Raw genomic sequence first — 18,175 nt, 5'->3', positions numbered from 1 at the left:
TGGTGCATCCAGGAGGATTCGAACCTCCGACCGCTCGGTTCGTAGCCGAGTACTCTATCCAGCTGAGCTATGGATGCATTTTTAATTCTTGTATAACGCAGTGTGCTAACTACTCACCGTGACACAGGGCTGCTAACGCTGCATCGGTACTACCCAAGATTAAAGCCGCGCTAAGCAGCTTTAAAGAAGATGGTGCATCCAGGAGGATTCGATATCCAGCTGAGCTATGGATGCAAAATGGCGGTGAGGCGGGGATTCGAACCCCGGATGCAGCTTTTGACCGCATACTCCCTTAGCAGGGGAGCGCCTTCAGCCTCTCGGCCACCTCACCACTAGCACTCTTTCGAGTTGTGCTTCAGAACGTTGTATCTGCTCATCGGCACTGCGTGGCGCACATATTACTTTCTGGGCGTTGTAAGTCAAACAATTTCTCCCCCTTTTTTCATCACTCGCGTCTGATTGCACAAAAGCCACGCAAGTCGGCCATTTTGACGACAAAAAGAGTGATTTATCAACAAAGAATGCAGTGAGTTTTAGGCGAAACAAAGACAATGAAAATGGGTACAGCAGAAAAATTCTGGCAAAAGAATGACGCGAATGGAGGATAAATTGGAAAATAGCTAAGAGGAGAGAGAGAAAGAAGGCAAAAACCGGTAGCGCCTCGCTACTTGGAGCGAGGCGCTGGATCCGTTAGTAACTTGTTTGCTGAGTCTTTTCGGCCTGGATGCGCTGATAGATCTCTTCACGATGCACCGAAACTTCTTTAGGGGCGTTAACACCAATACGTACCTGGTTACCTTTGACTCCCAGCACAGTTACAGTCACCTCATCACCGATCATGAGGGTTTCACCAACTCGACGAGTTAGAATAAGCATTCTTTGCTCCTTGAAAGATTAAAAGAGTCGGGTTACGTGCTTCCCGGCATTATCCATCGTATAACGCTAAATGTAGATTATGACAAATACACCAATTGTGCACCTGTCTGCCAATACATTCTGCTGATACTTAGTTTAGCCGAAAACCAGATCATCAACCTGACTTTATGATTACAGGGGCGTATCGCTTGAAAAAACGCCCGACCCATCGGGCCTGAGCGCCTCTGCACGATACATTTTTATAGTGTTACAGTTTCGCAGCCACCCATGCCTCAACGCCAGCCAGAGCCGCAGGCAGCGCCTGCGCATCTGTACCGCCAGCCTGAGCCATATCCGGTCGACCGCCACCCTTACCGCCGACCCGCTGAGCCAATTCGCCCACCAGTTCGCCCGCTTTTACACGATCGGTCAGGTCTTTAGTCACCCCGGCAATCAGGGATACTTTACCATCAGCGACGGTTGCCAGCACGATAACTGCAGAGCCAAGCTGGTTTTTCAGGTCATCGACCATCGTACGCAGCATCTTAGGCTCAACGTTGCTCAGTTCACTGACCAGCAGCCTGGTCCCCTTCAACGCAATAGCTTTACTGCTCAGTGAGGCACTTTCTTGCGCAGCCTGTTGATCTTTCAACTGCTGCAACTCTTTTTCCAGTCCGCGCGCATGGTCAATCAGCGCACGAACTTTTTCATTCAGATTGCTGTTATTGGCTTTCACCAGGTGAGCAATATCGAGCAACTGCTCATTCTGGCTGTAAACCTGGGCCAGCGCGCCTTCACCGGTCACCGCTTCAATACGACGTACGCCTGCGGCAGTGCCAGACTCTGAAGTAATACGGAACAGACCAATATCACCCGTACGGCTGGCGTGGACGCCACCACACAGCTCAGTAGAGAAGTCACCCATGCCAACCACGCGCACATGATCATCATACTTCTCACCGAACAACGCCATCGCACCGTGTGCTTTCGCTGCTTCCAGTTCCATGATGTTGGTATCAATCGGCAGGTTACGACGGATCTGTGCGTTAACGATCTCTTCAACCTGACGAATTTCAACCGGCTTCATCGCTTCGAAATGCGAGAAGTCAAAACGCAGGTACTTATCATTGACCAGAGAACCTTTCTGCGCGACATGGTCACCCAGAACCTGGCGTAACGCGGCATGCAGCAGGTGCGTTGCCGAGTGGTTAAGGCGAATACGCGCACGACGCGCTTCATTGACCTGAGCCGCAAGGCGGTCGCCTACACGTAGCTGGCCGGAAGCCAGTTTACCGATGTGACCGATCGCCTGTGCGTATTTCTGCGTGTCATTAACAGTGAAGGTGGCACCCTTTTCGCTTTTCAGCTCACCGGTATCGCCCACCTGACCACCGGATTCGCCGTAGAACGGTGTTTCGTCAAGAACAATAACCCCTTCCTGGCCGGCACTGATTTCATCCGCCGCCTGCCCGTCAACGAAAATGGCGGTCACCACGGCATTCAGCGCTAACTGCTCGTAGCCTTTAAAGGCTGACGCCTGCTCGATACGGATAACATTGTTGTAATCCGTCCCAAAACCGCTGGCGTTACGCGCACGCTGACGTTGCTGTTCCATCGCCTGCTCAAAACCAGCTTCATCAATTTTCAGGTTACGCTCACGACACACATCCGCAGTGAGGTCGACCGGGAAACCGAAGGTGTCGTACAGACGGAAGACAGTTTCACCATCCAGCGTATCGCCCTGTAAGTTTTCCAGCTCTTCATCAAGCAGAGCTAAACCGCGTTCCAGCGTTTTTGCGAACTGTTCTTCTTCAGCCTTAAGAACCTGCTCAACCTGCGCCTGCTGGTTTTTCAGCTCTTCGCCTGCTGCGCCCATTACGGCGATCAGCGGAGCCACCAGCTTGTAGAAGAATGCACCCTCTGCGCCCAGCATGTTGCCATGACGCACTGCGCGACGAATGATACGACGCAGTACATAGCCACGGTTTTCATTGGACGGGATAACACCATCGGCAATCAGGAAAGCACAGGAGCGGATATGGTCAGCGATCACGCGCAGGGATTTGCTCCCCAGATCGGTGGCACCGGTCTCCTGCGCAACTGACGTGATCAGCTGGGCAAACAGATCGATCTCATAGTTGGAGTTGACATGTTGCAGCACTGCGCTGATGCGCTCCAGCCCCATGCCGGTATCCACGGAAGGTTTCGGTAATGGCAGCATAGTGCCGTCAGACTGACGGTTAAACTGCATAAAGACGATGTTCCAGATCTCAATGTAGCGATCGCCATCCTCTTCCGGGCTACCCGGAGGGCCACCCCAGATGTGATCGCCGTGGTCGAAGAAGATCTCAGAGCACGGGCCGCACGGACCGGTATCGCCCATCTGCCAGAAGTTATCAGAGGCGAAGGCGCCACCTTTGTTGTCACCGATACGAATAATACGCTCACGCGGCACACCGATCTCGTTTTCCCAGATGCCGTAAGCTTCGTCATCGGTCTCGTATACGGTCACCCACAGCTTCTCTTTCGGCAGACCGAACCATTCAGGGCTGGTCAGCAGCTCCCATGCAAAAGCAATCGCTTCTTTCTTGAAGTAATCGCCAAAGCTGAAGTTACCTAGCATTTCGAAGAAAGTATGGTGACGGGCGGTGTAACCTACGTTTTCAAGGTCGTTGTGTTTACCACCGGCGCGCACGCAGCGCTGCGAGGTCGTCGCTCGGGAGTAATTGCGCTTATCCTGACCGAGGAAAACGTCTTTAAACTGGTTCATCCCGGCGTTAGTGAATAACAGCGTCGGGTCATTGTTAGGGACGAGGGAGCTACTGGCTACAACCTGATGTCCCTTGCTTTGGAAAAAGTCGAGAAACGCTTGACGAATCTCCGCAGTGCTCTTGCTCATATTTGTCCTGGAATCACGCTAACGAACGTTTCGTGGGTCTTGCTCCGCCGGTATTGCTTTCGCCAGCGACGACACACGAACAAAAAGTGGTGAATAAGATAAATTTTCTTCAGGGGGAAGTAAAATCCCATCGACGGTCAATTGTCAAAATTCTCGAAAATTGACCGGATATCTTCCATAAAGAAGCCTTTAGCCATCAGATAACGCTGCACTTTGGCTTTTTCCTTCCATTCAGATGGCAGAGGCAGCCCAAACTTGCGTTCAGCCAGCATAAAAGCCTGAGTTTGCCAGTCAATTTCTGCGGCAAATAACGTCTCATCGATCAGTGTTTTATCAATGCCCTTCTGCCCCAACTCCATGCGAATGCGTTGCGGCCCGTAACCTTTACGGCTTCGCCCTGCCACATAGCGTTCAGCGAAGCGGGGATCATCCAGCCAGTTGTGCTGATAACACCATTCTACAACACGGTCGATCTCTTCCGGGGCTAGTGGCTCTGGTGGTGTTTCTTGTTTTGCGCCCTGTTGTTTAGAGAATTGAGCAGCGCGCTCGCTCGAGATAACCAGCTTGCGGCGAAATTCTGCTTCACTGTGATCGCGCATTGCGAGAATACGCATTGCCCGCTCCAGCAATTTCGCATGCCGGGTTCGTTCAGTGGTCTCTGACATAGTGCCCCCACAGCGTTGAGTCAATATAACAGGTGATCAAGGGTAACGTCTGATGGCGGTGCTTGCGAGGAAAAAGCGTAGAAAGAGGAGGATAAGTCGCGGGTTTATGCGTTTAAGGGGGAGCCTGTCGCGACACCAAGAAAAAAGGGAACCGCTTTTGCGATTCCCCTTCGGGTACAGCGGGCCAAATCTCATCGACCCGTGCCGTGCCGAAAATCAGAGGTCTTCGTTCACTTCGCTTTCTGCTTCATGCGGTGCAGGAACGAAATCAGGCTTAGTATCCGGGTTGGTCAGCAGCATTTCACGCAGCTTTGCTTCGATTTCGTTAGCGATAGCCGGGTTTTCTTTCAGGAAGTTACCTGAGTTAGCTTTACCCTGACCAATTTTGTCGCCGTTGTAGCTGTACCAGGCACCCGCTTTTTCAATCAGTTTGTGCTTCACACCCAAGTCGACCAGCTCACCGAAGACGTTGATGCCTTCGCCGTACAAGATCTGGAATTCAGCCTGCTTGAATGGCGCAGCGATTTTGTTTTTCACTACTTTGACACGGGTTTCACTGCCCACCACTTCATCGCCCTCTTTGATCGCACCGATGCGGCGAATATCCAGACGGACAGAAGCGTAGAATTTAAGGGCGTTACCACCGGTGGTGGTTTCCGGGTTACCGAACATCACACCAATTTTCATACGGATCTGGTTGATGAAGATCAGCAGCGTACCGGAGTTTTTCAGGTTACCGGCCAGCTTACGCATCGCCTGGCTCATCATACGTGCCGCAAGGCCCATGTGAGAGTCGCCGATTTCACCTTCGATTTCCGCTTTCGGCGTCAGTGCCGCTACGGAATCGACAATGATGACGTCAACCGCACCAGAACGTGCCAGCGCATCACAGATTTCCAACGCCTGCTCACCGGTATCCGGCTGAGAACACAGCAGGTTGTCGATATCCACGCCCAATTTCTTGGCGTAAACCGGGTCCAGTGCGTGCTCGGCATCGATAAACGCACAGGTTTTGCCTTTGCGCTGTGCAGAAGCAATCACCTGCAGAGTCAGGGTGGTTTTACCGGAAGACTCTGGACCATAAATTTCGACGATACGGCCCATTGGCAAGCCACCCGCCCCCAGAGCGATATCCAGTGATAAAGAACCGGTTGAGATGGTTTCCACATCCATAGTGCGGTCTTCACCCAGGCGCATGATGGAGCCTTTACCAAATTGCTTTTCAATCTGGCCCAGCGCTGCTGCCAGTGCTTTTTGCTTGTTTTCGTCGATAGCCATTTTTACTCCTAATCATGCGGGTAAAGCACACGTAGATGCTGCTTCGTCTCTAAAATATGCGCTGATTATACTGTATGGTCATACAGTATCAAGTTTAATTTTTGAGAAAATGATCGTGCAGGGTCTGGAGCGCCCAGGCCGTTGCCTGGCGACGAACGGCCTCACGGTCACCGCGAAAGCGCTGCACCAGCGTCAGCACTTCACCGCTGGCAGACGCAAAGCCAAACCAGACGGTACCGACCGGTTTTTCGTCACTGCCGCCATCCGGCCCGGCGATCCCACTGACCGAAATAGCATACTGCGCCCCGGCTTCACGTAGCGCGCCCTGCGCCATCTCCTGCACCACCTGCTCACTCACCGCGCCGAACTGCGTCAGCGACGCTTCCATTACGCCGATCATCTGCTGCTTGGCGTCATTACTGTAAGTTACAAAGCCACGCTGGAACCAGGCTGAGCTGCCCGCAATGTCCGTCAGCACTTTGGCAATCCAGCCGCCGGTGCAGGACTCAGCCGTGGTAACACTGGCATGTCGTGCCAGCAAACGCTCACCAACACGGGTGCTCAACTGGGTTAATTCGTTATCGGTCATGGTGCTCTCTGCTCCCTGATAATGAAGAGCAAGAGAGTAGCACTTTTCCCGGATTCACGCGGCGTCGAAACCCGTTTTTGCGGCGCGACGTCCAGGCTTTTTATCAGACTTTTTGCGCCACCAGAAACAAACGAGGAAAGGCCAGCAGCAGATTGCCATCCTGCCGGGGCGGATACGCGCAGGCGATCTCAGCATAGTAATCTGCCAGCCATAACACCTGCTCCGCCTCATCCAGCGCCGCGAGATACGGGCGTAGTCCGGTGGACCGCAGCCAGTCGACAATCGCCTGTGGCGACGGCATCACATGATAGTAAGTGGTGCGCCAGAGATCGACCCGACAACCGGAGGCGGTCAGCAGATCATAATAGTCATTGGTCGACAACAGACGTTTACGCGCCGCAGCCTGCGGGTCCGTTTTCGCCTGCCAGGCCGGGCGTTCAGCCACATCACGCATCAGTCGATGGCTTTGCTCGTCAAGATTATCCGGCATTTGCACGGCCAGCACGCCGCCAGGGGCAAGCTGAGACACCAGATGAGGTAGCAATACCGGATGATCGGTCAGCCATTGCAGTGACGCATTGGCATAAATCACATCCTGCGGCGGCGTCGCCTGCCAGTGACGAATATCTGCCAGAGAAAATGCGCAGTCAGGCAGACGCCGTTGTGCCTGATCAAGCATTGCCTGTGAGCTGTCCAGGCCCGTTACCTGCGCCTCAGGCCATTTCTGGTGCAACAATTCAGTGCTGTTGCCAGGTCCACAGCCGAGGTCGGTGACATACAAAGGTGACAAGAGGGGAATGCGATTGAGGAGTTCCTGCGCCGGGCGCGTGCGTTCTGCTTCGAACTGACGATAAAGATCGGGGTTCCAGTCTTTCATTATTTCTCGCTCAGGGATCAAGTGGCAGCCAGACGTACTGTAAACCTGGCTGCCACCGCGATAAATAACAAAAATGCATCAAGATACTGACAGGTATTTAGCGCGCCTGTTTCACCGCCAGACCCAGTTGCCACACCGCCATTGCATAATGGTTACTGTGGTTATAACGGGTGATGGCATAGAAGTTCGGCAATCCGTACCAGTATTGGTAACGCGTTCCCATATCAAACTTCAGCAAGCTCACCTGCTGGTTATTATCCAGCGGGATAACCGGTGACAGCACTGCCTCTGCCAGCTTAGCCACGGTATAACGGGTTTTAAAGCCGCTTTCCAGTCCCGGAGCCTGGCCGTTGGCTTCCACCGCCACCGTACCGTTGGTCAGCCAGCCGTGCGCCTGGAAGTAGTGCGCCACACTGCCTATCGCATCCACCGGGTCCCACAGGTTGACATGCCCGTCGCCGTTGAAGTCCACCGCATACTGCTTAAAGGCCGACGGCATAAACTGGCCGTAGCCCATCGCACCGGCAAACGAGCCACGCAGATCGAGCGGGTCATCATCCTCTTCACGCGCCATCAGCAGGAAGGTTTCCAGCTCACCGCTAAAGTATTCCGCACGGCGCGGGTAGTTAAAGGACAGCGTTGCCAGTGCATCAAGAATACGTGTTTTCCCCATCACGCGCCCCCAACGGGTTTCCACGCCAATAATGCCAACAATGATTTCCGGCGGCACGCCATAGGTCTGCTCGGCACGCTGCAATGCATCCTGATATTGATTCCAGAACGCCACGCCGTTTTGCACATTATCCGGGGTAATAAATTTGCTGCGATAGCGGATCCACGCACCGTTGGGTCCGGTAGGTCCCTGTGCCGTGGTGGTCGGAGCCTGGCGATCCATCAGGCGGACAATCCAGTCGAGATTCTTCGCCTGAGCCAGCACGTTGTGCAGCTGCTCGCGTTCAAAACCGTGCTTACGCACCATTTTGTCAATAAAGGCATTGGCGGCCTGATTATTGGCAAAATCGCCACCCAATACGGCAGCACTGTGGGCAGGTTCCAGCAGGAATCCACCGTTGCCTTTAAACGGGTTGCCATGAGGTTCAGCAGTGGCCGGCTTCGGCTGGCTGCTACAGGCGGTGAGTAATGCGAGGACAGGGAGAAGCGAAACCAGATAACGCATTAGATATCCATATTGCCGTTTAATAGTGTCAGAAACAGATGGTAAAGCATTGATGAGGAGGAGTTAAGCGGATTTACCAAACCTGATAAGGGATTGCTGCGAAAATATCCTCTGCCCGGACAGGCGGAGGAGAAAAAGGATCAATCCATAATGAAAGCGTGAGTGGCACCTTCAGTACCACTCGATTTCAGGGGGCGGACGGGGTATTTCGTCCTGCCTGGGCTGGCAAGAGTCAGGAAAAAAAATTAGCGCTTGTAATAGATTTCACCCTGCTTCGCCTGCAAAATTTTCCCTTCAGCGTTGGTGATCAACACGTAGTTACCGCCCATATAGGTCCAGTGGCTGTCGGCCTCCGGGGCTGGCAGGTGACGCACCTTCCACTGTACGATTTCATACTGTTTAGTACGATAGACGTCGGGTACCACATCACCGATAGCAAAACGCGTAAAGTCCGCAAAGAAATATTGCAGATCGTAAGGGTCTTTCGGGTTCGCTTGTGGAGCGGCAGTCTGTGGATCCTGCGCCAACGAGTTCTGGCTTTCCGGGGTCTGAACGGCAGGTGCCTGCACTTCAGGGGCCACTTCTGCACTCTGCTCACCCTCTGCCCAGGCAGCAGGGAGGCTGGATAATGCCGCAACCGAGAACAACGCTGAACACAATACCACTTTCAACTTACGCATACTTTCTCCAAAAATTAGGCTATCTGGCAGCGATCCGCTGCGAAATCAACGAATATAAACACGGCGATAATCCATTATCAACCGGACCCACCAACGCCCGGCAAAACTTAGAGAGACGAACAGTACGATGGTTCCGGTACAGTTACCTGAGATAATAATGTGATGTCGGCCACGTCAGACAGAAATTATTGTTAAGAAACATGAGCCGTCATGATTTATACCTCATTCTCTCGCCACAATAACGAAAAAATGACGTGTTATTTCGGCTGATGCTGAACCTCACGCCAGACTTTCAGCGCCAGTACCACCAGCCCACCCGCACCGATAATTAACAACGCCCACAGCAACCCTTTCTGCCAGAGCCCGCTTTTCTCGGCTTCCGTTGTCGCCGTCAGACGTTCACGCCCACCGAGGGTTTGCACCACCGTTTTTCCGGCGTCAGGCAATACCAGCCACTGGTTGGTTTCCGGTGGAATCAGAACATCGAGGCTTAGCGCCTGCGCAGTCGCCGTTTTATTTCCCCACACCAGCATAAAGGGCGCGCTGCCCTGCGCATTAAAGACCAGCTTGCGCACCTCACGTTCACCGCTGACCAGCGGCGGCAACCCGCTCCATTGCTGGTTAATGCCTTTTAGACGGATAGCCTGAATCAACTGCCCCTGAAGCGTCAATGGCGCAGAAACGTTATCCCCCAGGCTGTAGACGGCTTGTTTACCCAGTGGCTGCCAGGCATCCTGCGCACTGCTGCGGTATTCAATCGAAAGAGGTATCACCGTATTACTCTGCGCAGGCGTTATCCTCACCTGGCTAAGAGGTTGAGGAGAAGACCAGCTGTATTCAGCTTCGCGGTCAGAGATTGATTTGACAGATGGAGCCAGGGTGATGGACTTCTGTGTACGCCGAGTGGGCTGCTCAATACCCGTGATAGCACTGAGATCCAGATTCGCTGGCTGCGCATCATCTTTGAATACCAGCATCAGGTAGCGCGAACGTGGCGTATGCCGGTCATAATGGAGATCGACGGTATTAAGCAACAGTCTGTCGCTGCCTGAGGTCAAATCCATTAACGGCGCATCGCTGATCAGCTCACTCCAGCTTTTCAGATCCTGGCTGTAAAGCACGCTGACACGCGTCTGCCAGTTCTGTGGCAAACGCGCCCAGGTCAGTTGCAACCCACTCAGCCTCGGGTAGAACCCCTCCCCTTCTTCCGGGACTTCCAGTAGCAGGCTACGTCCCAGGGGTTTTTCATCCTCGACGGGCAGCGTTACCTCAATTCCACTGGCAGACTTTAGTGTCACCTGAGTTCGATCGCCAGCCTCCGCATGCGTGTTGTTCATGACGAAGACACGTAGCGGCCAGGTTTTTCCCGGTGTCTCATCGTTCTCTGAAGAATAGAGCGCAAAAGGCACCGTTACGCCCTGGCTGTTAAACACCCGCAGATCGCGCATATCCGGCCAGGCCGCTTGCTCATAGACATCGCCGGGGAGTTCTACCTGGAAGAAGGGCTTCGAAGCCTGCGTGATCAGCGGCAGGCCATAAGCATAATCCTTTGGTGCCTCAGCGGCATGTACCGCCGCGCTGGCGAACAGGCACAGCGTGGTCATCAGCCACCAGTGGCTCAACTTACTCTTCATGTTTTTCCTCATTGGCTGTCACAGAGCCTTCTTTAAGTGCGGTTTTGGGTGGCAGGGGTGAAAAATACCCGGCAATCAGCACCAGAATAGCCACACCGATAAAGCCCACGGCACGTGCCAGACCACCGCCATGTGCACTGTCGACCAGAATCAATTTAATAATCACCACACCCAGTAAACCTGCCCCGCCAAACCACCCCTGACGGTAACGGCTGCGCGCTGACCACAGCATGACCATCAACGCAGTCAGCATCCATAGCAGCGCGAACGTAGTCTGAATCAAGCGTGATGACCACAATGCCTCTGGCTGCCAGGCGATATCAGCGTAGTGCGCCAGCAGACGCATAACAAAACCATTGCCCCACCAGAACAGCAACGCTATCGCGCCAAGACGTAAGGCCAGAGGGCACCAGGAGAATGCCACCGCAAACCGATCGCGCAGCAAGCTGCCCCACAGTACCAGGGCGCATATCAGCACCAGTGCCCCCTCTTCCAGTGGGTTGATTAACGGCAGATAGCGCCAGTCGAACATCACACCGTCATGCAGGTTACCCAAGAACAGCAGCAGCAGCGCACAGGGTGCCAGCGGCAATAGTCCCAGCGTGCTATACAAACGCTGATGAGCCGCAAAGGGCCAGAGTCCCCGGCGCAGCGCCCACAACATCAGCAAAACAATGCTGCCGATGAACACCATCAATGCTGCCATGCGCCATTCATCCATGCCCCACGGCAGCTTGTCCGTGATACGCCAGACTTCTATCCCTGTTGTCAGCAGCATCCAGAACAGCGATAAATGCAGCCCCTGTTCCAGCAGCAAAGGTTTCAGTCTGCCTTGTTCCCGCTTCAGCAGTCCGTAAGCCACACTCAGCACTGGCAGCCAGACCAGATTGAGCCATCCCGCCGCCCGCAGGGAGTTATCGATCAGCTGTTGATACAGCAGCACCAGCAGCATTGCCAGCCACAGCAACCACGGCATGTAAGCCAGCTCCGTCCAGATAAGACGTCGGCTGGCCAGATGCCAGGCAACGGCAGACAAAGCGATAAGTCCCAGTAGTGGGAACAGGAAGTCATCATCAGGAATTGGGGTAGCAGCCAGCCCACCAATCAGTGCCGCCAGCCAGCAGAGAATACCGCCGCCCAACAGGACACGCGACATAATGCTGTTAGTGTTGCGCCACAGCGAGGCACCGCCGAGCCAGGTCAGAGCCAGTACGGCAAAAATCAGACCGAAGGAGAAAGCATAGATGCCATTGAAACAAGCCGTCAGCGCAGAACCCAGAGCCAGCAATAGCAATCCGGTGCCGCTGTAGCTGACGCGTGACTGGCGCTGCGACTGCCCCAGCCACAGGACACCCAGCCCTTCCAACGCCCAGGCCATTGACGTCCATTGCGCAGAGAGTGTCAGCGGGATAGCCAGCGTAGTAAACACGCTGCCGAGCGCCAGCCCGGCTACGGCCAGCTGCCTTCCGATCGCCGGATAACGCCGTAGCCCAAACCAGGCCAGTAGCAGGTAAGCCAGTCCGAAGCCCAGTGCCGAAAACGCAGGACCAAATGCCCAGTGCTGCGTAATGTGGTACTGCATACCAAAGCCTACCAGCGGCGGCCCGAACAGCAGTACGCCATCGATCACCTTCTCGCCTTTCACCTGTCCGCGCAGCGATAATCCCAGAGAAAACACGCCAAAAATCACAATATTGGCGATCAGGAACAGCTGGCAGCTCAGATAAAATTCTGGCTGATAACCCTTTAAGCCCCACAGACCCGCCACACCAAAGGAGAAGGCAAACCCCAGTAGATTAAGCAGCCGCCAGGGCTGCCAGACAGTGATTGCAAGAATCCCCAGCGACAGCAGCAGGTAATAGGAGAACAGTGCAATATGACTACCGCCACCGGTAGAAAGTAGCAGAGGGGAAAGATAGCCCCCGATACTGGCCAACATCGCCAGGCTCAGAGCGCGTTGCAGAACGGCCAGGCCTACGCTGGCAGCACAGATCACCAGCATCAGAGCAAAGGCCAGCAAGTGTGGCAGCAGTGCATAGAGCCGGAAGGCACCAAACACCGTAATATAAAGCGCGCCAACCGCCCCCCCCTGTAGGATCAACGCATAAAGTGTTTGTTTCGTTCTGAGTCGCCAGCCCAGCCCCAACATCACCAGGCTGGCCAGCGTAGCGACCGCCAGACGCAGTTCGATGGGTAGCATATCGCGCTCAACCGAGTATTTGAGCAGATACGCCAGGCCGAAGAACATCAACAATACGCCCAACTTCGCCAGCGGATTGCCTTTCATAAACCAGTCCAGCAGGCCTGTAAGCAGCCCCGAGAACATATCAGGCTTATTATCATGCGGCTGAGATTGAGCACGGTTCAGAGTAGAGGGTGGCTTTTTCGTGTTCTGCACGGTAACAGGCGTCGCTTCTTGCCGGATGTGTTCCTGAGCCGTCAAGGCAGATGCCAACGATGGCACAATAAGTTCTGATGCCACCTCGGCACTGGCTTCACCGCGCTGCCATTTCGCCAGTTTCTGTTGCAACTGGGTGACCGTCAGTTTTAGCTGTGCCAGCTCGCGCTCATTACGCCTGCTGCGCGACAGTGAAATCATCACCAGTAACGGTAATACCACTACAGTGAATACAGCAACCAGCCCGGCGAAGAGCAGAAGCTCATCCATGACACCATCCCATCTGTGAAATAATCGTTACATTCTGACATGAAAAAGCAGAAGTCACTCAATAAATCAGCTGCAATTTTTTATACAAAAAACAAGCATAAACAGCGATGTATTCGTAAGTGGCTACCGTGCTGAATGTTGAACTATCGATTGATACCATTTGGTCTGAGCTGTTAAAATAGCTCAATATGCAACAGGTTTTTCTGAGTTAACCGGTCATCAGTGCCTGGCATTAGAGATGTCTGCATCACGTCCTCCGGGTCACCACATCAGCAAAGTGGAACAGCGCCTAAAGTCTTTACTGGCAGGCACTGAGATGCAAATAATAGGCGGCAACCCGAGGACGACAATGAATCAACCCGTCCGACAAATTGCTTAGGATGGTTATCCATTGAGATTTCCTCCCGGAAATACCTGATATTGCGCCACGGTTTGAGAACGCAGGTTTACGTTATATGGATCCCCTTTTTTAAGGAAAATAGATTATGCCTAAGATTGCTAAATTGACCGTATTACCATTAGTTCTGGCCCTGAGCACAGGTTATGCTTCTATTACTACTGCTGCGAGCAGTTGTGATGCAAAACGCGCCGCAATTGAATTCCAGATCGAACAGGCACAGAAATACGGTAACCACAATAAAGTTTCTGGCCTGAAAAGAGCACTGGCTGAAGTGAACACATACTGTACTGACAGCGGTCAGATAACTGACGCAGAGAAGAAAGTGACCAGGCTTGAGAAGAAACTGGCAGAAAAAAATGCTGATATTCAGAAGATTAAGGCTGAACTTAAAGCTGCCCGTAGTGAACTCGCTTCACTGAAAGGCTAAGTAATCACGCTCACAACGGGTTACTCGCTGTGAGCATAGTTATCCTATTCACGGATACGAATAAACACATTATATTTCATGAAGACTAATAATGACGTTACAATCTCAAGCAGTGAGCATTGATAAAATCGTTTCAATCATTAATGATATCTATCACAGTAAATCACTCTCAGTTTTACACCATGTGAAGTTGAAATCGGTGTTAACACCCGAGTAAATAACCGTCTTACCGGATGGATAAATATAAAACACACAGCGCGAGCAGCATATAAACCTATAACCCACTACACCTTTAGAATTAAAACCTATACAAGCATATGTGTAGCTATATATTGCATCAAAAAACAATCACTGTATCATTCATATCGTTAAGCAAGCACCTTTCATTAATGATTTTCCAGGCTTGCAAACTCTACAGGTGAATAAAAAGCATCATCAATTTAAGAACTACAACAATAAAAAGAACAGATGACAGTAATAAGCAGGAGGTGAGCATTTCCCATACGACCATCAACACGACAAGGATCACCATCTGCGATGGAGTTAATACAATAGATTTTCGCTGTTAAAAAAGAATGTGGCCATGCCTGGTTCATAAAATGTCATTAGGAACATTCCAACAGTTCTTTTTTCATACTGTTTTTAAAGGTAAAAGTCTTTGATGGCGGTATAAATATAGTTTTTTCTACCAGGTACTTAAGTACTAGTGATAGCTGCGCAGCAGGAACTACAAATACAAGAACAACCAATAAATAACATAAAAAACACATTAAAAAACAAAGAAAAAAAATCATGCAATGTTACTATAAACCTGCTTACAACCTTAAGAAAAAAACAATGACCTCACCATCCTGCTACATAATAAACAATTCAGTGGAGTTCAATGTTAAAGAAAGAACATTGACCTCACTCGAAGATAATAATAATAAAATCATCCTTTATGCACCTGCGTCAGGTTGCCTGTTACTCCTGCTTAAAAACAGAAATACAGTATTGGGAAAAGATGTTTTCTTTGATGAAGTATGGAAAAAAAATGGCGTTCATGTTACGGCCAATACTTTTTATCAAAACATATCAATACTGCGACGTAGCTTTATAAAACTTGGACAGGGAAATGAAATTATTAATACCATTCCGAGAAAAGGCATGCAGTTAAGTAAGTTTTTAGCCATTACAGAAATAACAGAAGAGACAGAGAAAAAAAACAGCATATCACTTAAAAAAGAAAAATCACAAAACTGGAAAAATAACAATAAAAAGATAAAACTGATTGGTATGATGTTATTTATTATTATTTTAGCGCAGCAGTTAATTAGTATTGGTATACAGGAAGATGAAGATTTTTTCAGAAATTATCATTTTGTGAAAAAAATAGAGGAGTGTCTTGTTTATACTAAAGATGATAGTGGTGGGATAGATGATTACGATAAGTACATAAAAACCAACATGATATCATGCGAAAAATACAAGTTTAATTACCTGACCACATATAAATTTTCACGGAGAACATCTGTAATAAGATGCGACAACCCGATAAAATCGAAAAATACAAAATGTTTATCTGAATACCATATTTTGTAATATTCTCGAGAAAAAGGTCATAAACTGATTAACCAGAAGCATTGAACATGAATCTAATAACATTATAAAATCACATTCGTACAATTTTTGAAAAAAGTTGAATGTCGTTATCAACCCCTAGCTTCTTCATTATGTTTATTTTGTGAGCACTAATCGTTTTAACACTTCTGGAGCAAAATCGAGCTATTTCTGAAACACTGTTACCACTCAATAGATAGAAAAGCATCTTCCGTTCCCTTACTGTCAAACAATCAAGTGGATCAGCCTCATTAAACTCTGGAGAGTTGAGAACAGCCAGTATCTTAGGGCTTAATACCTCCTCCCCCATTAAAGCTCTTTCTAGTTTTAGATTAATAACAGCAAACTCCTCGTGTGTGGAGATGATTGAATAATTAAAATCACTAACAATATTAGTTATAACATTCCTGTCAGAACATGAGGTCATTATTATGACATTATCACTCATACCACCCAATTTTTTAAAAAAATTTCGCAATGAGTTTTTTTGATGATTTTCTGTATAAGGAATATCACATACAATTGAACTAACAATATTTTTATCGAGATATGCTAGCAAGCCAGAAGCTGTATTTGTAGAAAACAACACATTAACATTAAGATTAAGATTATCTAATAGTGATTTTATACCTAAGGTAGTTATAGGAAAAAAGTTCATTAAGGCTAGCGTTTTCATTTTTATTTCCTTTGTATGACTAATGCATTAGCAATCTGAAGAAAAATCACTTAACAGACCACCTAGTGCAGATAACTCACTATTATTTTTAATGTTGAGTCTTTTCATAATGCTGGATTTCTGAGTTGATATGGTTTTTATATTACGCCCTCTCTCTCTTGCTATATCTGTAATTCTTTTACCTTCGAGAATATCGAACACAAGATCGGTTTCCGCTGGGGAAAAAAGTGCAGGGAATTCATCGTCAATTTTCCTCATGACGTACGGGCCGTATTTTCTCTCTTTCATTAAGCACGCATAAAATATATCAACAAAAACATTATTATTTTCTTTTAAAGACATTACTCCGTTTATACCCAGCGAGGCGAGCAAGCCATACAATTTCGGATTAACAATATCAGCAAGTAAAAAAACAGGTATTCCAAAATTAGACACACAGCTAATTTCCTTCACCTTATGCAGCAAATCATTAATACCTTCTGATATCGATGTAATGACCAGGTCTGTTCCTGTAAAATAATCAAAACCCGTCCAAACCTCACTACTAATACTAACTAACCCCTTACCATTCACTCCAACTGAATTGAGCGTCTCACGCACTCCAACCTCGTTAATGAATGTTAAATCTTTTAAAATGACACTTTTATATTTTATATCAGGATTATCCATAACCAATCCATGCTGTAGGAGTTAATATGGCAATAATTAAAAAAGTTTACATATATGATATTGTATAAATCATAGTGCTATTTGCGATTCCTGGAGTAATGTTTTTTTCCGTTTGATAGTATCTCGCGGTTAATGGGATGGTAATTTTTGACCCACTCACAGGAAATGAACCTATCTGCCATGATGTTCCGAAATTTACGGGTACCCCACTACCCCCCTTAAGTATCTGTAGTGCTACACCGCTTGCATTATCGGCATTAGGTGATAATGATAGTAATCCTGAATTCTTCCCCCCCGCTGGACTCGTACCATCCAGTTGCATCATTATTTTGAAAGTACTCATTATATCCGTATCACAAATTAGCATGATACTAAAATCTTTCGGCTTAGTATTTGTGCCAATTCCAGAACCGAAACCGTTTAACTTATTTAGGATGGCTTTATCTAACACCACTGAAAATGATGCGGGTCCGCTAACTTTACATGTCTCTGTGGTATAGACAATGTTATTGGGATTTTGCATATTAAAAGCAGCAGTATCAGCTGGGTAAGAAGATGCACCGCCCATAGTGAAGAGATCAACACTCTTCACTACCACGCCAGGTACTGAGCTATTCGATGTCTTAGTGATTTTCACATCGACACTAAATGTATTCTTTGGCCAATAGGACGAAGTCGATCCACCACCAACCGCTGTAACATCTTTAATCATGATATTTGTAGGAATATTTTGCGCAATGCTACCATCTTTCCCATTAAAACCTACACTTAACGTCAGACCATACCCAAGAGAATTAGTAATATTTTTCCTCTTGAAGTAAATTAAATTTCCTTTATCTGTCAACTTATTTTGGCTACAAGACGTCGTGAATTCGAAAGTTTTACTGAACAAAACAGTTCCAAGAGGAATCCCCGGAGTTACTTTTATTGCAGGAGTATCAACACCAAGAGACAATAGTGTATTTCTTCCATCTGCTGCCCTGCAAATCAACTCTGCATAAGCATATGGACTCGCTCCAAACAGCGATAAAATCACAATAAAAATCTTCAACTTTATTCTCCTGATACTAATTTCACCAATA

Annotated in this window: 15 protein-coding genes and 2 tRNA genes; 2 read left to right on the top strand and 15 right to left on the bottom strand. The window is 49.3% G+C overall.

All coding sequences use genetic code 11. The features are described from left to right. The 12 genes from ACFL9S_RS17750 to ACFL9S_RS17695 all read right to left on the bottom strand — a co-directional run bounded on the left by ACFL9S_RS17750 (position 1) and on the right by ACFL9S_RS17695 (position 13,322). Positions 1 to 77, bottom strand: a tRNA-Arg gene (locus tag ACFL9S_RS17750). 161 nt (positions 78 to 238) lie between these two features. Next, a tRNA-Ser gene (locus ACFL9S_RS17745) sits at positions 239 to 331 on the bottom strand. A 359-nt stretch (positions 332 to 690) separates the two neighbouring features. Continuing rightward, positions 691 to 876: a carbon storage regulator CsrA gene (csrA, locus tag ACFL9S_RS17740; protein WP_004155916.1), complete on the bottom strand. Its 186-nt coding sequence runs from the start codon at positions 874 to 876 to the stop codon at positions 691 to 693. Between the two features lie 247 nt (positions 877 to 1,123). Further along, entirely contained in the window at positions 1,124 to 3,754 is a 2,631-nt protein-coding gene (alaS, locus tag ACFL9S_RS17735; protein ID WP_405263184.1) for an alanine--tRNA ligase, read from the bottom strand. 137 nt (positions 3,755 to 3,891) lie between these two features. Then, entirely contained in the window at positions 3,892 to 4,419 is a 528-nt protein-coding gene (locus ACFL9S_RS17730; RefSeq protein ID WP_405263183.1) for a regulatory protein RecX, read from the bottom strand. A 216-nt stretch (positions 4,420 to 4,635) separates the two neighbouring features. Then, entirely contained in the window at positions 4,636 to 5,697 is a 1,062-nt protein-coding gene (gene recA / locus ACFL9S_RS17725) for a recombinase RecA (RefSeq protein ID WP_405263182.1), read from the bottom strand. Positions 5,698 to 5,791: 94 nt separating this feature from the next. Then, a complete protein-coding gene (pncC, locus tag ACFL9S_RS17720) occupies positions 5,792 to 6,286 on the bottom strand; it encodes a nicotinamide-nucleotide amidase (RefSeq protein ID WP_405263181.1) in 495 nt (164 codons plus the stop codon). 103 nt (positions 6,287 to 6,389) lie between these two features. Further along, the gene (gene tam, locus ACFL9S_RS17715) at positions 6,390 to 7,163 is read right to left on the bottom strand and encodes a trans-aconitate 2-methyltransferase (RefSeq protein WP_405263180.1); all 774 of its coding nucleotides are present in this window, start codon (positions 7,161 to 7,163) and stop codon (positions 6,390 to 6,392) included. Between the two features lie 97 nt (positions 7,164 to 7,260). Beyond that, positions 7,261 to 8,340, bottom strand: a complete 1,080-nt coding sequence (mltB, locus tag ACFL9S_RS17710) for a lytic murein transglycosylase B (protein ID WP_405263179.1) — start codon at positions 8,338 to 8,340, stop codon at positions 7,261 to 7,263. A gap of 245 nt (positions 8,341 to 8,585) precedes the next feature. Further along, a complete protein-coding gene (locus ACFL9S_RS17705) occupies positions 8,586 to 9,020 on the bottom strand; it encodes an RcnB family protein (protein ID WP_405263178.1) in 435 nt (144 codons plus the stop codon). A gap of 257 nt (positions 9,021 to 9,277) precedes the next feature. Next, positions 9,278 to 10,654, bottom strand: coding sequence for a DUF3999 family protein (locus tag ACFL9S_RS17700; RefSeq protein ID WP_405263177.1), 1,377 nt, complete (start codon positions 10,652 to 10,654; stop codon positions 9,278 to 9,280). Continuing rightward, positions 10,644 to 13,322: a DUF2339 domain-containing protein gene (locus ACFL9S_RS17695; RefSeq protein WP_405263176.1), complete on the bottom strand. Its 2,679-nt coding sequence runs from the start codon at positions 13,320 to 13,322 to the stop codon at positions 10,644 to 10,646. The genes ACFL9S_RS17700 and ACFL9S_RS17695 overlap by 11 nt, the downstream gene beginning before the upstream one ends. A gap of 485 nt (positions 13,323 to 13,807) precedes the next feature. Between ACFL9S_RS17695 and ACFL9S_RS17690 the strand changes: the two genes are divergently transcribed. Beyond that, positions 13,808 to 14,149, top strand: a complete 342-nt coding sequence (locus ACFL9S_RS17690; RefSeq protein ID WP_405263175.1) for a DUF1090 domain-containing protein — start codon at positions 13,808 to 13,810, stop codon at positions 14,147 to 14,149. A gap of 792 nt (positions 14,150 to 14,941) precedes the next feature. Beyond that, positions 14,942 to 15,730 carry a transcriptional regulator gene (locus ACFL9S_RS17685; RefSeq protein WP_405263174.1) on the top strand — a complete coding sequence of 263 codons (789 nt, stop codon included), beginning with the start codon at positions 14,942 to 14,944 and terminating at the stop codon, positions 15,728 to 15,730. Positions 15,731 to 15,800: 70 nt separating this feature from the next. Here ACFL9S_RS17685 and ACFL9S_RS17680 read toward each other — a convergent pair whose 3' ends face one another. Genes ACFL9S_RS17680 through ACFL9S_RS17670 form a run of 3 tightly spaced genes read right to left on the bottom strand, consistent with a single transcriptional unit; the run spans position 15,801 to position 18,144 of the window. Then, the gene (locus ACFL9S_RS17680) at positions 15,801 to 16,424 is read right to left on the bottom strand and encodes a helix-turn-helix domain-containing protein (protein ID WP_405263173.1); all 624 of its coding nucleotides are present in this window, start codon (positions 16,422 to 16,424) and stop codon (positions 15,801 to 15,803) included. Positions 16,425 to 16,451: 27 nt separating this feature from the next. Beyond that, a complete protein-coding gene (locus tag ACFL9S_RS17675) occupies positions 16,452 to 17,093 on the bottom strand; it encodes a helix-turn-helix transcriptional regulator (RefSeq protein WP_405263172.1) in 642 nt (213 codons plus the stop codon). A 46-nt stretch (positions 17,094 to 17,139) separates the two neighbouring features. Continuing rightward, on the bottom strand, positions 17,140 to 18,144 hold the full coding sequence (locus ACFL9S_RS17670) for a fimbrial protein (protein WP_405263171.1): 1,005 nt from the start codon (positions 18,142 to 18,144) through the stop codon (positions 17,140 to 17,142). Between the last annotated feature and the right edge of the window lie 31 nt (positions 18,145 to 18,175).

The sequence above is a fragment of the Erwinia sp. AnSW2-5 genome, from assembly GCF_045107195.1.
GTDB lineage: Bacteria > Pseudomonadota > Gammaproteobacteria > Enterobacterales > Enterobacteriaceae > Erwinia.
This window is presented reverse-complemented; position numbering and strand designations above follow the sequence as displayed.

Excerpts from the sequence above, each read along its gene's own strand:
- csrA (WP_004155916.1), bottom strand. The coding sequence starts at position 876 with ATGCTTATTCTAACTCGTCGAGTTGGTGAAACCCTCATGATCGGTGAT.
- alaS (WP_405263184.1), bottom strand. The coding sequence starts at position 3,754 with ATGAGCAAGAGCACTGCGGAGATTCGTCAAGCGTTTCTCGACTTTTTC.
- ACFL9S_RS17730 (WP_405263183.1), bottom strand. The coding sequence starts at position 4,419 with ATGTCAGAGACCACTGAACGAACCCGGCATGCGAAATTGCTGGAGCGG.
- recA (WP_405263182.1), bottom strand. The coding sequence starts at position 5,697 with ATGGCTATCGACGAAAACAAGCAAAAAGCACTGGCAGCAGCGCTGGGC.
- pncC (WP_405263181.1), bottom strand. The coding sequence starts at position 6,286 with ATGACCGATAACGAATTAACCCAGTTGAGCACCCGTGTTGGTGAGCGT.
- tam (WP_405263180.1), bottom strand. The coding sequence starts at position 7,163 with ATGAAAGACTGGAACCCCGATCTTTATCGTCAGTTCGAAGCAGAACGC.
- mltB (WP_405263179.1), bottom strand. The coding sequence starts at position 8,340 with ATGCGTTATCTGGTTTCGCTTCTCCCTGTCCTCGCATTACTCACCGCC.
- ACFL9S_RS17705 (WP_405263178.1), bottom strand. The coding sequence starts at position 9,020 with ATGCGTAAGTTGAAAGTGGTATTGTGTTCAGCGTTGTTCTCGGTTGCG.
- ACFL9S_RS17700 (WP_405263177.1), bottom strand. The coding sequence starts at position 10,654 with ATGAAGAGTAAGTTGAGCCACTGGTGGCTGATGACCACGCTGTGCCTG.
- ACFL9S_RS17695 (WP_405263176.1), bottom strand. The coding sequence starts at position 13,322 with ATGGATGAGCTTCTGCTCTTCGCCGGGCTGGTTGCTGTATTCACTGTA.
- ACFL9S_RS17690 (WP_405263175.1), top strand. The coding sequence starts at position 13,808 with ATGCCTAAGATTGCTAAATTGACCGTATTACCATTAGTTCTGGCCCTG.
- ACFL9S_RS17685 (WP_405263174.1), top strand. The coding sequence starts at position 14,942 with ATGCAATGTTACTATAAACCTGCTTACAACCTTAAGAAAAAAACAATG.
- ACFL9S_RS17680 (WP_405263173.1), bottom strand. The coding sequence starts at position 16,424 with ATGAAAACGCTAGCCTTAATGAACTTTTTTCCTATAACTACCTTAGGT.
- ACFL9S_RS17675 (WP_405263172.1), bottom strand. The coding sequence starts at position 17,093 with ATGGATAATCCTGATATAAAATATAAAAGTGTCATTTTAAAAGATTTA.